This window comes from Glaciecola punicea (assembly GCF_001756615.1).
Classification (GTDB): domain Bacteria; phylum Pseudomonadota; class Gammaproteobacteria; order Enterobacterales; family Alteromonadaceae; genus Glaciecola; species Glaciecola punicea.
Genome location: NZ_LZXY01000009.1, coordinates 112774 through 128007 on the forward strand (window position 1 = coordinate 112774; position 15234 = coordinate 128007).

At 43.2% G+C, this 15234-nt stretch carries 13 protein-coding genes; 2 read left to right on the top strand and 11 right to left on the bottom strand.

The features are described from left to right. Positions 1-29: 29 nt before the first annotated feature. The 6 genes from BAE46_RS11335 to BAE46_RS11360 all read right to left on the bottom strand — a co-directional run bounded on the left by BAE46_RS11335 (position 30) and on the right by BAE46_RS11360 (position 5517). The gene (locus BAE46_RS11335) at positions 30-869 is read right to left on the bottom strand and encodes a 2OG-Fe(II) oxygenase family protein (protein ID WP_006002932.1); all 840 of its coding nucleotides are present in this window, start codon (positions 867-869) and stop codon (positions 30-32) included. A gap of 82 nt (positions 870-951) precedes the next feature. Next, on the bottom strand, positions 952-2175 hold the full coding sequence (locus tag BAE46_RS11340) for a NupC/NupG family nucleoside CNT transporter (protein WP_006002930.1): 1224 nt from the start codon (positions 2173-2175) through the stop codon (positions 952-954). Then, positions 2168-2818 carry a uridine kinase gene (udk, locus tag BAE46_RS11345; protein WP_006002929.1) on the bottom strand — a complete coding sequence of 217 codons (651 nt, stop codon included), beginning with the start codon at positions 2816-2818 and terminating at the stop codon, positions 2168-2170. Before udk ends, BAE46_RS11340 begins: the two co-directional genes overlap by 8 nt. A gap of 103 nt (positions 2819-2921) precedes the next feature. Then, a complete protein-coding gene (locus tag BAE46_RS11350) occupies positions 2922-3479 on the bottom strand; it encodes a hypothetical protein (RefSeq protein ID WP_244885012.1) in 558 nt (185 codons plus the stop codon). Positions 3480-3583: 104 nt separating this feature from the next. Continuing rightward, positions 3584-4492, bottom strand: a complete 909-nt coding sequence (locus BAE46_RS11355) for a WYL domain-containing protein (RefSeq protein ID WP_006002925.1) — start codon at positions 4490-4492, stop codon at positions 3584-3586. Positions 4493-4617: 125 nt separating this feature from the next. Then, entirely contained in the window at positions 4618-5517 is a 900-nt protein-coding gene (locus BAE46_RS11360; RefSeq protein ID WP_006002922.1) for a histone deacetylase family protein, read from the bottom strand. A 237-nt stretch (positions 5518-5754) separates the two neighbouring features. Between BAE46_RS11360 and BAE46_RS11365 the strand changes: the two genes are divergently transcribed. After that, positions 5755-6975, top strand: coding sequence for an N-acetylglucosamine-6-phosphate deacetylase (locus BAE46_RS11365; RefSeq protein WP_040520017.1), 1221 nt, complete (start codon positions 5755-5757; stop codon positions 6973-6975). On the opposite strand, the gene BAE46_RS11370 is transcribed toward BAE46_RS11365, so the two are convergent. Continuing rightward, positions 6976-8385, bottom strand: coding sequence for a mannose-1-phosphate guanylyltransferase/mannose-6-phosphate isomerase (locus BAE46_RS11370; protein ID WP_070112893.1), 1410 nt, complete (start codon positions 8383-8385; stop codon positions 6976-6978). Between the two features lie 732 nt (positions 8386-9117). Here BAE46_RS11370 and moaB point away from each other — a divergent pair. Next, complete coding sequence (gene moaB, locus BAE46_RS11375) at positions 9118-9651, top strand: molybdenum cofactor biosynthesis protein B (RefSeq protein WP_070112864.1); 534 nt, start codon at positions 9118-9120, stop codon at positions 9649-9651. Positions 9652-10016: 365 nt separating this feature from the next. Here the strand turns inward: moaB and BAE46_RS11380 are convergent, their stop codons facing one another. From BAE46_RS11380 to betA, 4 genes are all read right to left on the bottom strand, one after another. Beyond that, positions 10017-11339: an NAD(P)/FAD-dependent oxidoreductase gene (locus tag BAE46_RS11380; RefSeq protein WP_070112866.1), complete on the bottom strand. Its 1323-nt coding sequence runs from the start codon at positions 11337-11339 to the stop codon at positions 10017-10019. Between the two features lie 251 nt (positions 11340-11590). Then, a complete protein-coding gene (locus BAE46_RS11385; RefSeq protein ID WP_006002912.1) occupies positions 11591-12298 on the bottom strand; it encodes a TorF family putative porin in 708 nt (235 codons plus the stop codon). An 8-nt stretch (positions 12299-12306) separates the two neighbouring features. Continuing rightward, entirely contained in the window at positions 12307-13524 is a 1218-nt protein-coding gene (locus BAE46_RS11390; protein WP_070112868.1) for a BCCT family transporter, read from the bottom strand. Between the two features lie 34 nt (positions 13525-13558). Continuing rightward, complete coding sequence (gene betA, locus BAE46_RS11395) at positions 13559-15223, bottom strand: choline dehydrogenase (protein ID WP_070112870.1); 1665 nt, start codon at positions 15221-15223, stop codon at positions 13559-13561. Between the last annotated feature and the right edge of the window lie 11 nt (positions 15224-15234).

Sequence of the window (15234 nt, forward strand, 5' to 3'; positions counted from 1 at the left end):
CTTTGCGCTATTATGGACAAATTGGGGGTTTAAACAACACCCAACTCTCGCAGTCGTTCCTTCAAATAAGCATCGGCGGTGTAGTTGTCTGATAATACAACGTCAGGCCTAGGATGCAAAAACAAGGGTAGCGAAATCCGCGCTTTTGTGGCGTCAGCACCTTTGGGGTTGACGACACGATGAGTTGTTGATGGAAAATAATGACCAGAAGCCTCTTGCAGCATGTCGCCAATATTCACAATTAAATTACCAAAATCACTGGGCACTTCTAGCCACGTACCATCTTTGGCTTTAACTTGAAGGCCTGGCTCATTTGCTGCGGGTAAAATAGTAATTAAATTAATATCTTCATGCGCCGCCGCACGGATAGCATCAGGCTCTTCATCGCCTGCCAAAGGTGGATAGTGAAGTATTCTCAATAAAGTTTGGCCGCTATTGATGATCATATTAGACAAGGGCTCACGAAAGTTTTTGCTGACACTTTCAGGAGATTCTTGCTCTATCCAGTTTAATAAATGCTCGGCTAGACTTAAGGTATCTTGATAGTATTTATCAATTTCAGACTTAAGCTCTGCTGGACATTGTCCCCATGGATAGTAGTGATAATACTCCTTAATGTCTTTCCTCTTAAAGCCTTTGGCAATTTCAGACACCGACTGCGGGAAAAAACCGTCTTGTGTACCTTTATTGTAGGTAAAGTCCGCCTTGTGTTGCGAATTAAAAAACGCCTGCCAGTGAGTGTAAATATTGCTGACTTGCTGCTTGGATATTGGGTGATTTTTCAGCACCCCAAAACCTGTTTGTCTTAAGGACTCAACAAAGTCTTCTGCGGCAGTAGGGGATTGATAATCAACAGCCTTTAATTCCATAAATCTCTCTTTTTATACTCTTTTAATAAATGCTCTTGTCATGTCATAAAGCGCGCATACTACAACAACGCGTGCTTTATAGTCAGGCTAGTGACAAGAATATGCCGGCTAGCGCAGCACTCATTAGGTTGGCTAAAGTAGCCGCCAACACTGCTTTTAAGCCAAGACGGGCTATTTCGGGCCTGCGTTTTGGTGCCATTGCCCCAATACCGCCCATTAAAATGGCAATAGAAGACAAATTGGCAAAACCGCATAGTGCGAAGGTAATAATGGCCTGCGACGATATAGACAATTCGTCTTTATACTTCACAAAATCAAGATAGGCGACAAATTCATTTACCACTACTTTTTGGCCAATAAAGCTACCAGCTAAATTGGCTTCTGCCCATGGAATGCCAATTAGCCATGCAACCGGCTGAAATAAATAGCCTAAGATAGCTTGTAAGGTAAGATCTTGTGCCCCAAATAATCCGCCAAAATAACCAATGATGCCGTTAAACATAGCGATTAATGCGATAAAGGCTAGCAGCATAGCGCCCACGTTAACCGCTAGTTTAAGACCTGAAGCTGCGCCACTTGCCGCGGCGTCAAATATGTTAGCGTAGGTTTCAGCATCGGTTTTTAAATCGCTCAAGGTTTGATTTGGTTCGGCTACTTCAGGCTCTAAAATCTTGGCCATCATTAAACCCGCAGGCGCGGCCATGAAGCTTGCCGCGATAAGATACTTAAGGTCTATTCCTAAACTAGCATAGCCAGCCATAATTGAGCCAGCCACTGAGGCTAATCCACCCACCATTAGTGCAAACAACTCAGATCGAGTCATGGTGGGAATAAATGGTTTTACAATAAGGGGCGCCTCGGTTTGTCCTACGAAAATATTCGCTGCAGCAGACATAGATTCAGGGCTACTTGTGCCTAATAGCTTTTTCAACCCGCCCCCAATTATTTTAATAATGATACTCATAATGCCAAGATGGTAGAGCACCGATATTAAAGCAGAGAAAAATATAATGACTGGGAGTACCTGAAAGGCGAATATAAAGCCTATGTTCTCAGCCCGTGACAAGTCACTCAAGGGACCAAATAGAAAGCTAGTGCCTGCTTTTCCATAGTCAATGATGTTTTGTACAAAGGTGGTGATGCCATTTAACACTTCAACGCCTACGCTTGTATACAGAACAAAGCCGCCAATTAGGGCCTGCAGGGCAAATGCACCGCCCACTGTACGCCAATTTATGCGCGTTCTTGCACTACTTAAGGCAAAACCAACGGCAAATATAAAAATTATTCCAAGGAAGCTAATCATCAAGCGTATTTCCATTTCGTTGTTTGAATAAATATGCGCTTAACACATCCACTGCTAAGAAGTTCTCGCCGCCGTGAGGCACAATTAAGTCAGCAAAGTTTTTGCTGGGACGAATAAACTTATGATACATCGGCTTTACGGTCTGCTCGTACTGGGTGGCAACCGAGGTTAGCGAACGACCACGCTCTTGTGTGTCGCGCAGCATTCTGCGCATTAAACACACGTCTAAGGGAGTATCAACAAATACTTTAAAATCGAAATGGTCGAAAAGCTGTATCTGCGTGAGCAGCATGATACCTTCAATAATAATAATAGGAGAGGGCTCTACTTTTTGCGCCTTTTTAAGGCGAGTGTGGGTCTTGTAGCAATAGCTAGGGTAGTCGATACTTTTGCTGTTGCTTAAATCTTGAAGGTGTTGGGATAATAAATCATGTTCAAAGGCATCAGGATGGTCATAGTTGGTGGTGATGCGTTGCTCCATCGGAACATGGTCTTGGGTTTTATAATAGTGGTCTTCTTGCAGCACGAGCACGGGCTGGCCGTGCTTTTCTAGCGTGAGCTGTAGGTTTTGTGTGAAAAGAGACTTACCCGAGCCTGAAGCGCCAGAAATAGCCAAAATAATAGGTTTTTTCGTGCTTTGCATAATGTGAACTAGATCCATTACTTTATTGTTTTTGTGTGCACATATAGTAGGGGAATTTGAGTAATTTACAAAGTAAAAAACACTTATCGCTTTACACGATGCACTATTCTACTAAGCCTCGGGCTAATACTCTATTTGAAAGTAAGGCGAGTAATTCAATTTCTTCTTCGCTTCGTTTACCGTCTATTTCGGTAATATCCATAGCATATTCAAGTGCTTGAGCCGGATTGTAATTAAGTCCTGTGCCTAATTTAAACAAATATTCACGGGCTTTGAGCTGATCAATCGCGACCCTTGCTTGGTGAATAGCACCGTTTATGAACGCTGAAATTGAAACCCCGCTATGCCAGTTCAGGGTAGCAATAATTTCGTCGAACAAATCTTGTTCAGTTAAAGTGACTTTCCCATCGATTTGATACAGTAAAACAAGCAGATTAATTACTGCTTCATTGAAACCTTGCTCAGCGGTAATTGTATTTTTATCTGAAACATCTTCCTGCGTGCTTTCATAAATTTTATGAGGCTCATTTGTGCCATTGATAAAATCTGCATCTGTAGTGGACAAATCTTTTGGATATTCGTTAGGTGGGATTTTAGAATGTGTAATTGAAAATGTGTCCAAAGGACTATTAGTAGAACTATCAGAACCATTGTTTCGCATATTTGCCTCGACGTGATTGTAAGCAATCGTTGCTTTGCTTGTAAAGTTTATAGGTCGTTATCACTAAAATCTATTCTTTTTGGACCTTAGCAAGGGCAGGTAGTTCACTTTTTTGCGGTGAACCCAGGCGCCAATTGAGGATTATCAATACTATCAAGGACCTCGTGATTTTTTAAGGCTAATTGACAGCCTTGATTGAGTATTCGGTGCTTAAAAGAGCAATCCACCTGCCAGTGTCTTAAGACATAGGCCGCTAATGCGGCGCGCACTTGCATTATTTTTTCGCCATTTTGCATTGCGTAATCCATTTCAATAGCCTGCGGTTGCGTAATGCCAGGATGCACCATTAACACCAGTGTTACTGGCTTATTAAATTGTTCGTCGCACTTGGCGCGTTGGTTTACAGTGGCCTGATTTGGGGTAGTATTCACTTGTGTAAAGCGTGTACAGACGAAGTCGCGAAAGGCGCTAGATTTTTCGTCAAATGCGCGAACATGCCACCGGTGGCCATTATTTATAATGGCATGCGGTACAATAACGCGTGAACTTTCACCAGAACTAATAGATACATACCTGACTTGGCAGGCCTCCTGACGATGAATTGAGCGCATTAGCGCGGCAATAATATGTATGTTTGGATGAATTAACTGAATCGCCTCAAAACACTGCGCTGAAGGCTGAATAGCAGCGGTAATGCCGTCACTAAAACCTTTGCTCACCGACTGCAAAATAGCCTCTGTAGAAAATTGAAAAATAGGCTCAAAGTGATAAGTGCGCCAGTATTGCTTGGTTGAATGGTCGAGTGTTAAATTTGCCTGTGCAATTTCGCGGTAGGCGGCAAAATCGCGTGTGCTGGCGGCCAAGCCGGTTTTAAAACGATTAATTAAGTCGCTGCGCGATATTTTACCAAAAAACTGTAGATTGAAGTCGATGAAAGCTAAGCGCTCGCGTTGGGCTAGCGACAAGCTCTCTACAAACTCTTTTTGGTGCTGATAAGCAGCGCTAAGATGCATATGGTTATAACTCGCTATTGGTGTAAACTGATACTAATCAGTCAAACCACTGTATTTATATACACCAGTATAGAGTGAAACATCTGAGCTTGCAATCAAATTGATTAGGCGATGCGTGACGCCTGCTATTTTACCACGCCAGCAGCGCGGTAAAGCTGCAAGTGTACATTGACCAAATCGTCAATGTTTCGCTGGTAACCACCGCCAATCACAGCGGCTACCGGCACACCATGGCGCTTACATGCATCAAATACTAGTTTGTCGCGCTCAAATACGCCTTTAGTGGTGATATTTAAATAGCCTAAATCGTCAGACTCGTGAATATCAACCCCAGCGTCGTATATGACCGCGTCGGGCGAGGCTGAATTGAACGCTAACTGTAGAGCGCATTCTACCGTATACAAATACTCGTCATCAGTCATGCCTCTTTCGAGCGGGAAATCGAGATCTGAATGCTGCTTACGCGCGGGGAAGTTTTTCTCACAGTGCAAAGAAACGGTATAAATTGCATCATTTCCACTTGCTAACAGGGCGGTGCCATCACCTTGATGAACGTCGCAGTCGAAGGTAAGCACCTTGTCGATTCCCTCTTGTTTTAGCATGTGTGTAGCACTTAACACAATGTCATTAAAGACGCAAAAGCCTGAACCGAAATCGGAGAATGCATGGTGGTAGCCGCCGGTTAAATTCAAGGCAAGGCCATGCTCAAGGGCTAATTTGCTGGTTAATACGGTGCCGCCCACCGCGTGTAATGTTCGTTTAACGAACTGCTGCGACCATGGCATGCCTAATCGCCTAATGGCCTTCTGGGAAATAGTACCATCTATGAAGCTATCAACGTACTTGGCGCTATGGGCCACTTTTAAATCTTCTAGTGGTATAGCTTCTGGTGTTAAAAAAGCATTTTCGGACACACCATTTGCGAGCAGTTGGTCTTTAATACCTTGATATTTTTCAATCGGGAAACGATGTTTTGGCGGTAGCGGTAACTGACTGTAAATGGGATGAAATACAAGTGGTATCATAGTGCTCTTATATCAATGTGAATGGATTATTCATTTCACTATTTAAAGTGATATTTTCTCTTTTTAGATCGCTAATTTTTAGTGGTTGTTTTTTTAGCATCATAAATACCGCGATTGCTGACAGCTTATACAGCCGTAATCTGCAGGTTCAAACGCTTGTACAGTTTACTTAGTACCAAACTTATGATTGAATTAAATACTCATACTGTAAGCTATTCAAGCCCAATAAGCGATTCAATGAAAACGTATTTAGTCCAGCATCTCTTCGACGGTGAAAGCCTGCATAACAATATGCATCTAAGTGTCGAAAACGGCCTTATTGGCAGTATTACTAGCGCTGTTAACAGCACACTGAAACCTAGCGCTGTGCTTAAGGGTCTGGTATGCGCGGGTTTTATCGACACCCAAGTGAACGGCGGTGGTGGGGTTTTGTTTAACCATGATCAAAGTCAAGCAGCGCTTCGTAAAATGGTGCAAGGTCATGCTCAATATGGCACCACGGCAATGCTGCCTACCTTAATTACAGACAGTAGTCAGACCATGCAAAAAGCCGCTCATGCCATAGCGCATGCTGTGGCTGAGTCGATGCCGGGTATTGTGGGAATTCATTACGAAGGCCCAAACTTAAGCCTTGAGAAAAAGGGTATTCACTCATCTGAGCAGATAAGGCCGCTTAGCGACACCGATTTAGCCACGTTCACCCGAAAAGACACCGGTAAGGTCTTGGTAACGCTGGCGCCAGAGAGCGTGCCAACTGATGTTATTCGTGACTTAGTCAGCCACGGTGTGGTGGTGTCATTAGGCCATTCAGGTGCCAGTTTAGACACCACAATAGCAGCTATTGATGCGGGCGCGCGGGGTTTTACGCATTTGTTTAACGCCATGTCGGGTCTTACCGCGCGTAATCCGGGGATGATATCAGCGGCGCTGAGCGACCCTCGCGTAAGCTGTGGTCTTATTGTCGACTTGCAGCATGTGCACGCACAAAACTGTGCGCTAGCATATCAGTGTATTGGGCCCCAGCGGCTCATGCTGGTAACAGATGCAATGGCCCATGTTGGTTCCGATTTACAGACACTGCCATGGCTTAACTCTACCATTACTAAAGTGGGTGATAAACTAAGTTTAAATGACGGCAATTTAGCGGGCTCTTGTTTAGACATGAGCGGCTCGGTTAGGAATATGTATAAGCTACTAGTCCAACGCCGTCTGGCGATCAGCCCTAAAAAAGATCAGCAAAACACACTACCCACCGGCGTGCAAAACGACATTTTAGGAAATGTCCTCAATATGGCAAGCTGCGCGCCGGCTAATTTTTTGAACCTGACAGGATTTGGACACCTTAAAGCCGGATATAGAGCTGACTTTGTGCTGCTTGATGAAAACATATACACAAAGGCCTGCTGGATTAAGGGTCAGCAAATAGCGGGCAATAAAGTATCTTTGAAAATAGTCTAGTTACTTAACGCGTCCGTATTTATCAGCGAGACGTACAATATCATCTTCTCCTAAGTAACCACCAGACTGGACTTCAATCAATTCTAGAGAGATTTTACCTGGGTTTTCAAGCGCGTGTATAGCACCAATGGGAATATATACTGACTCATTTTCGGTGAGTAACTGCGTTTCTTCACCAATCGTCACTTTGGCAGTTCCTGACACTACAATCCAGTGTTCAGCGCGATGATGGTGCATTTGCAACGACAGTTTTTCGCCCGGTTTTACACTAATGCGTTTAACCTGATAGCGATCGCCGCTATCAATAGAATCGTAGCTGCCCCATGGCCTGAACACTTCACGGTGAAATTCAAATTCGCTTCTATGTTGGGCTTTGAGCTTATTGACAACATTTTTAATGTCTTGCACTTTATGACGATTCGCCACTAACACCGCATCTTTTGTCTCTACTATTACCACATCGTCAAGCCCAATAACGGATATTAGGCGCTGTTCAGCGTTTATGTAGCTGTTAGTCACGCCTTCTAACATAATGTCACCGATACAAGCGTTGCCGTGTTCATCCTTTTGTTCGTGAGTTTCCCACAGCGAACTCCATGAGCCTACGTCGCTCCAGCCGGCATCTAAGGCCACCATACACGCACTTTTGGTTTTTTCCATAACCGCATAATCGATGGAATCGCTTGGGCACGACTCAAACGCTTCTTTGTTTATTCTAATAAAATCTAAGTCGGCTTCGGTGGTAGCAATGGCGCGCTCGCAAGCTGTATAAATACTAGGGTTGTATTTTCTTAACTCTTGCAGATAAACGCTGGCTTTAAATAAAAACATACCGCTATTCCAAAAGTGTTGTTTGCCATCTAGATACGTTTGGGCGGTTTCTGCATTTGGTTTTTCAACAAATTCAGCCACCTCAAAACCAATATCATTTACGGCGCTGCCGGCTTTTATATAGCCGTAGCCCGTATGAGCCTGTGTAGGGACAATGCCAAAGGTCACTAATTTGCCAGCTAGTGCTAGTGTTTGGGCACTTGCTATGGCCTTTGCAAAAGCTTGGTGCTGGCTTATCAGATGGTCTGCTGCAAGGACTAGCAACAGTGGATCGTCGCCATTTTGAGTTGCCAGCATGGCGGCAACCGCAATAGCGGGGGCGGTGTTTCGGCCAACTGGTTCAAGCACTATGCTGGCATTTTTAATATTGATGGTACGCAACTGTTCAGCGGCTAAAAAGCGATGATCCTCATTGCATATGAGCATAGGCGGATTCATACTTTCGCTGGGTAAGCGTGTAATGGTGTCTTGTAGCATAGTATGCTCACTGGTGAGTGATAAAAATTGCTTGGGTAATGCTGCACGCGATTTTGGCCATAAACGGCTGCCGGTGCCGCCTGCTAGAATAACGGGAGTGATCATAAAGTGTTCTCTTCAAAGCTCTACTTTCAAGCCAACAAATGCAAGTATAAATGTCGCTGTAGTCGCGATTGTGCTGTGTATTAAATGTTAGCCGAGGGATTAAGATTAAAATACTTGATTAAAGTTTAGCATTAATTTTGTTTAAAAGGGTAGCCAATTGGCTAAGGCAAGGGAGCTAAATTAATGCATTAATACAATAGTGTGATTGTGCTTAATTCATGTTGCAAGTTCTTGGGTACCTATTGGGCGACTAATATGGTAACCCTGTGCCAAAGTCGTCTAAGGTCTATCGGTTTGTACGAGTACTGAAATATCAAGCGCAAAAATGTTTTTTAATGATTGAAGGTAGACATCGCCTAAGGGGAAGGCGCTTGCTATGCCATTATTCTAGGGCCTGCTGTCTGTTAGCGAGTTCTAGCATCACAAGCGTTTGTGCTAACGCTAATTGCTCAGTTCAGTTACCAATAATGCTCTTACTCGTGCTGTTCCACACTACTGCAAGCAGCACTATGGTGGTGACAAGGATTAGGTCTGCCAGCATTCTAAATATTTTGTTGTTGAGTGTATTTTTCATAAACTCAGTTTTTCAGCCCTTTTCAGCTTTATTTAAGTTCTTTTGCCATTTTGTAGCTATCGAAACACCGCGCTTTTGGTTTATACCTGCGCTTTATTTATTATACTTAAGTGGTCTGCTACAATGCTAGGAAAGTTTTAACGAGAGCGCTATGCATGGCTACTAACGCCAATCCTACTTTTGAGCCACTCAATGTTGCTGTATTGACAGTGTCAGACAGTCGCACTGAAAAAACTGATACCAGCGGGCATTATTTTGATAAAGCGCTTACTGCGGCGGGGCACGTCGTGGCCGATAAGCAAATAGTAATTGACGATATTTACCTGCTTAGGGCGCAAGTGTCGGCATGGATTGCATCCGCTAGCATTCATGCCATTTTGGTGACTGGAGGTACTGGCTTTACCAAGCGAGATTCTACCCCAGAGGCATTGTCGGTACTGTTTGATAAGCAAATTGAAGGCTTTGGTGAGCTATTTAGAGCAAAATCTTTTGCTGAAATTGGTAGCTCAACTATTCAGTCTAGGGCTTTAGCAGGTATTGCTAACAAAACGGTTATATTTTGCTGTCCAGGGTCAACAGGCGCATGCAAAACTGCATGGGGAATTATTCAGCCACAGCTTGATGCAAGTCACCGGCCGTGTAATTTTGTGGGGCAAATAATGGGTGCTTTGGCGGGAAGCTCTTCGTAGCTCCAGAGTAGGTAAGTGGGTGTAAATAATCGGCTGCTTGTTCCTACACAATTTATGCTGTAAGCGGCGCTCGTTTGCAATAGCCAAATTTTATTATTGGTATTTTTCAAACTAAATGTCGCCTCATTACATAACTAACTTGCATTGAGTATCAACTAAGGCTTAAAGCAAATCCTTAGTTCGCATTAGCGCAATTCTATTATTATGTTTGAGGATGCGCAGGCTGTTCGATGCGCATTAAAAGACTAAGCAAACGCCGGCCCAATCAAAATAAAGGGTAAAATAAAACAGGCAGACTTTCCTGATGCCCTTATTGTCAAAATCATCATGAAATTCAAGGCTAATTCAAAGCATCAGATATCCTATCAATGTAACTTTAGATTAGGTCTTAATGTTCTATTTAATCGGCCCACCAGCATAATCAGAAAGGTTTTAAAAAAGCCGAATAAGGCCACTTGATGCATACGATAAAGCGCTATGTATACAATTCTGGCTAAGCGTCCTTCAATAAACATAGTGCGTTTGTTCATACTGCCCATTAGATTACCAACCGAAGTGTAAGACGACAGCGACACAATCGAGCCATAGTCTATGTATTCATATTCTTTGAGTGGTTTCTTAAGCGATATGGCAATGATATTCAACAAGGCATTGTCAGCCATTTGATGCGCCGATTGCGCCCGCGGCGGCACTTTTATACCTTTAGGAGTGATACAGGCCGCGCAGTCGCCAATCGCAAAAATGTTTTCATCTTCGGTGGTTTGCAAAAATGTATTCACCACAAGTTGATTGTTTTTAGCTGATTCAAGGCCGCCAATGCCTTGTAAAAAAGTAGGTGCTTTAATGCCCGCGGCCCATACGGTTAGTTGGCTTTCCATTTGTGCGCCGTCTTTGGTCTGAAGGTAACTGTTGGTAACTTCGGTAACAACGGTGTTTACATGTACATTTATGCCTAAGATTTTTAATTCTGCTAGTGCGCTATTTGCGACATGTTCAGGCAGTGGACCAAGAATACGATTTGAGGCCTCTACTAAGTTAATATTCAAGCGTTTTTGAGACACGTGGTCGTAACCGTAGCTTATCAACAACTCAGATGTTTTGACGAGTTCAGCGGCCAACTCAACGCCCGTTGCGCCGCCGCCAATAATGGCAATATTGAGTTTGCTAATGTTTGGGTTGGTCTGAATGCGTAAAAACGCGTTGAGTAAATCAGTATGAAACTGCTCTGCGTTTTCACAGGTGTCTAAAAATATACAGTTTTCTTTAACGCCTTTAGTGCCAAAATCGTTGGTAACCGAGCCTAGAGCAAATACGAGTATTGAATAAGCAACGCGGGTTTCGCCAACGACCTTCTTTCCTTTTAAGTCGTTTAACTGCTGAATAGACACTTGCTTAAGGTCTTGATTTAAGTCATCAACTTGGCCTAAAAGAAAGGTAAAGCTGTTTTTTGACGCGTGCGATAAATAATCAACGCCGTCTATATCGGCATCTAAGGAGCCAGCCGCTACTTCGTGCAGCAAAGGCTTCCAAACATGCTTTCTGTTTTGATCAATAAGAATAACTTTTTGCGCGCTGCCTTTAAAATATCGCCCCAGTTTGGTTACTAACTCGAGACCACCTGCACCGCCGCCTACAACCACAATTGGTTTATCGAAAGGACGGACTTTAGGCCAAAATTTAGTAAACAAAGTTTTATCCCTAGTGAATGAAATAGCGTCGTAAATTGACGTTCATGTGAATGAGGTTAAGCAAATACTCGCACTTTTGATAGACAAAATTACGCTTCAGATAAATGAAGTAGTAAGCTGTTATATACTATGATAAAAATTGGCCATTTATAACACAAAACCGCCCGTCATAAAGCTCAAGCAACTACAATTTTCACCCAGAATATGCACGTTGATTAGTTTTCAGTATCTCCTAGATTTTGTGCAGATGGTTAAAAGTTAAATGTGCGACTAACCATCGCAACGAGCCGCTCATCGGCCAAGTTATTGTTATTAAGTGTGGTATTCTCGGCGCTTAGCTCTATTGCAAACCCATTCCAGCTAGTTTGATACGCTAGTTTGTAGTGAACATAAGATGTATCGCCATTTGCTTCCCATGCGTACTTATCTTCATCGAGAGATTTTGAGTAGTCAATGCCGACAAAAATCGCGTGGTTTTCTAGAAACGAATAGCGATGGGTTAACATCCCTATAGCATGATCTGCACCCGTGCCAAAGTAATCCCACGTATACCAAAAGTTAAAGCCCGTCGTGCCAAAATCAGCAACACGAGATAATTTAGCGTAAATTTCTGGGTAATTCAGTGAACTGCTATTATTACCACTATGATAAGAATAGTAGGCAATGCCGTAATCAACTCCCCATGTATCGGTAAACTGGATATATTGGCCCACGTAAGGGTCTATTTCTCGGTCGGCAGAAGCGCCATAATCAACGTTAGATGTCCATACGCCGGCGTATATTCCATTGTCGGCGACATAATCTACGCTTCCTTGCAGCGCCGGGTCGTTATTCGTTTGACTAACACCATTAAACATATAGTCAGATGCTAGTGTTATTGTGCCTGACCAATCTGCTTGCACCGCTGTGCTGCACAAAAGCAGTGCAGATGCTATTGGTGCAAAATTACATTTATACATAATGACTCCTATTGAATGCTATCGATTTTCTTAAAATCTAACTTATTCTCTTTAGGTGAAGCACTTATTTTGGTGACCGCATGCCATTTCTGATAAACGATGTAAATCAGACAACAGTAAAAAAGCCCTATGACCAGAGCACCTATCCATTGTATTTTAAGAAAGTCTATTTTAAATAACAGCGTTAATGCCGCCAGTGCAATAACGTTATATAGAATGTATTGCAATTTTCCGAGCCGCTTAGTGGTAAAATGCAAGTTGTCGGTATAAAGACGAATTAACGAGTCGAGTGAATTAATCACAAAAACGATACCTACAAACACCATCGCTACGTTACGTATGCCGGTGGTGTCAAGCCCTGCATCGTGATAATGATATAAAACCGCAAACCAAAGTCCAATAGGAATTGATGGAAATATCATCATAGCAGCCAAGACCTGATAGGCTTTCAAACCACCCACAAAACGCGCCGTGAATTGACCAATCATAATTGACCATGCAAACCACCAGAACAGGTAGAAAGCGTGGTAATCGTTCATGGGAAATAGGAAATGCTGAATATTGGCAAAGTAACCGCCAAGCATTTGTGTTGCTTCGAAATATTCTGCCACCTCGCTGTCACCCCACAAAAAGGCCGCCCCCCACATAAACGCAATTAGTAGCAAAAACATTAACGTGGTTGTCACGCTTAATATGCGGACATATTTTATATCGGTGCTGCTGTAAACGGCTAAGGCAATAGCGGCCAAAACAATTAAATAATATTCAATCACAATGGCTTCACCATCCCCGAAGCTGGGGATATACCATGGCAGGTTTTTTAAAAGTAAAAATGCTGTAAATGCGCAAGTGCCAATAATTACCGTATTGTTAATAACCTTGACCCACGTTATTTCAAAGAACTTTACCTTTGGCTCAATCACGCAAAAATAAAAACAGGTAAGGAAGTAAAAGCTCCATATAAAAAAGCCCCAAAAGCCGAATTCTATCGCAAGGGGGTTAGTAAAACTGTACTCAGGATTATCGCTTGTAGCAGCATACATTGGAAACTCGGTTAGTGGGAACATAATAAGTCCCACATCTAAACCCGATGTAAAGAGGATTGAAATAAAGGTGAATGTTTTAACTGGGGATACGCCAATCATGCGAACACGTCCCCATTTAACTATGATGGCAATAATGGCCACCATAGTAAGAAATATTCCTGCACTTAACCATCCAAGCATTCGTTTTCCCTCTTAATTTATCAACTATAAAAGCTTATAGGTTTGCACTACGCTGTTGCGATCTCCAATTTTGGTCTACCGTTACGCTTACATCTTCTTCGGCTAATGGCGCCTTGCCTAAAATTATGTCTGCCGCTTTTTCGGCGAGCATAATAGTCGGACCGTTGAGGTTGCCATTAGGTATAGTGGGGAAAATAGATGAATCGACAACGTGCAGACCTTCCAATCCTCTGACTCTGGTTTGGGAGTCAACAACCGCCATTTCATCCTCACCCATTTTGCAGCTGCACGATGGATGGTAGGCACTCTCAACTGCTTGGCGAACAAACGCGTCAATTTCGTCATCAGTTTTGACTTCCTCGCCGGGCTGAATTTCGCCACCGCGGTATTCATCAAACGCATCTTGAGCAACGATTTCACGCGTTAGTCTTACGCAAGCTCTGAAGCCTTCAATGTCTTGCTGTTCTTTGAGGTAGTTAAACTTTATTGCAGGAGCCTGGTCTGGGTCTGACGATTTTACTTTCACACTGCCACGGCTTTTAGGCTTATTGTGCCCCACATGCACCTGAAAACCATGGCCATCAAAGGCTTTTTTGCCGTCATATCGAATAGCTGCAGGCATGAAGTGATACTGCATGTCAGGCCATTCAACACCTGCCTTTGAGCGGATAAAAGCGCAAGATTCAAAGTGGTTAGTTACACCCAAACCTTTTTTGAAAAAGAGCCATTTTGCACCAATAATTCCCTTTGAAATTAAATCCAACTTGCCATTAATAGTGATGGGTTGTTTGCACTTGTATTGAAAATAAAATTCAAGATGATCCTGCAAGTTTTCACCTACGCCAGGTAAATCATGCATTGGTTTGATACCCACGCTCTTTAAATGCTCTGCATTGCCGATGCCTGAGTGCTGCAGCAACTGCGGCGAACCGATAGAACCTGCGCTTAATATAACTTTGTTGTTTGTATGAGCTTCTAGGATGTCGCCAGCTTTTAGATAGCGCAAGCCTGTTGCACGTTTGCCCTGAATAAGTACTTTTTGAACCTTTACGTGGGTCAAAATAGTCAGGTTTTTGCGGTTTTTTATTGGGTCTAAGTAGGCGCTTGATGCTGAGCAACGTTTTCCATCTTTCACCGTCATATGCATTGGACCAAAACCCTCTTGCTGACCTGCGTTATAGTCATCAGTAAGAGGATAGCCTGCTTGTCTTCCTGCTTTGATGAACGCGCGGTACAATGGGTTTTGCATCTCGTTGCCGTTATTTATGCCCAATGGGCCATCGCCGCCTCGGTGAGTGTTAGGACCTAAATACCAGTCTTCTGCGCGTTTAAAATACGGTAAACACTGTTGATACCCCCAGTTTTTAGCGCCACTTGCCGCCCACTCATCAAAGTCTTTGGGATGGCCACGCACGTAAACCATGCCGTTGATAGAAGACGAACCCCCTAATACTTTGCCACGTGGACAGTGCATTTCACGATTATCAAGGTAAGGTTCTGGTTCAGAATGAAACTGCCATGCATATTTGTCGCTATTCATAGGAATGGACAGTGCCGTTGGCATTTGAATGAAAATGCTCTTGTCGCTGCCGCCGGTTTCAAGCAACAACACACGGTTTTTCTCGTCTTTACTTAAACGATTTGCCAAAACGCATCCTGCTGAGCCTGCACCGATTATAATATAGTCGTAGGTATTCATATATTGCCTCC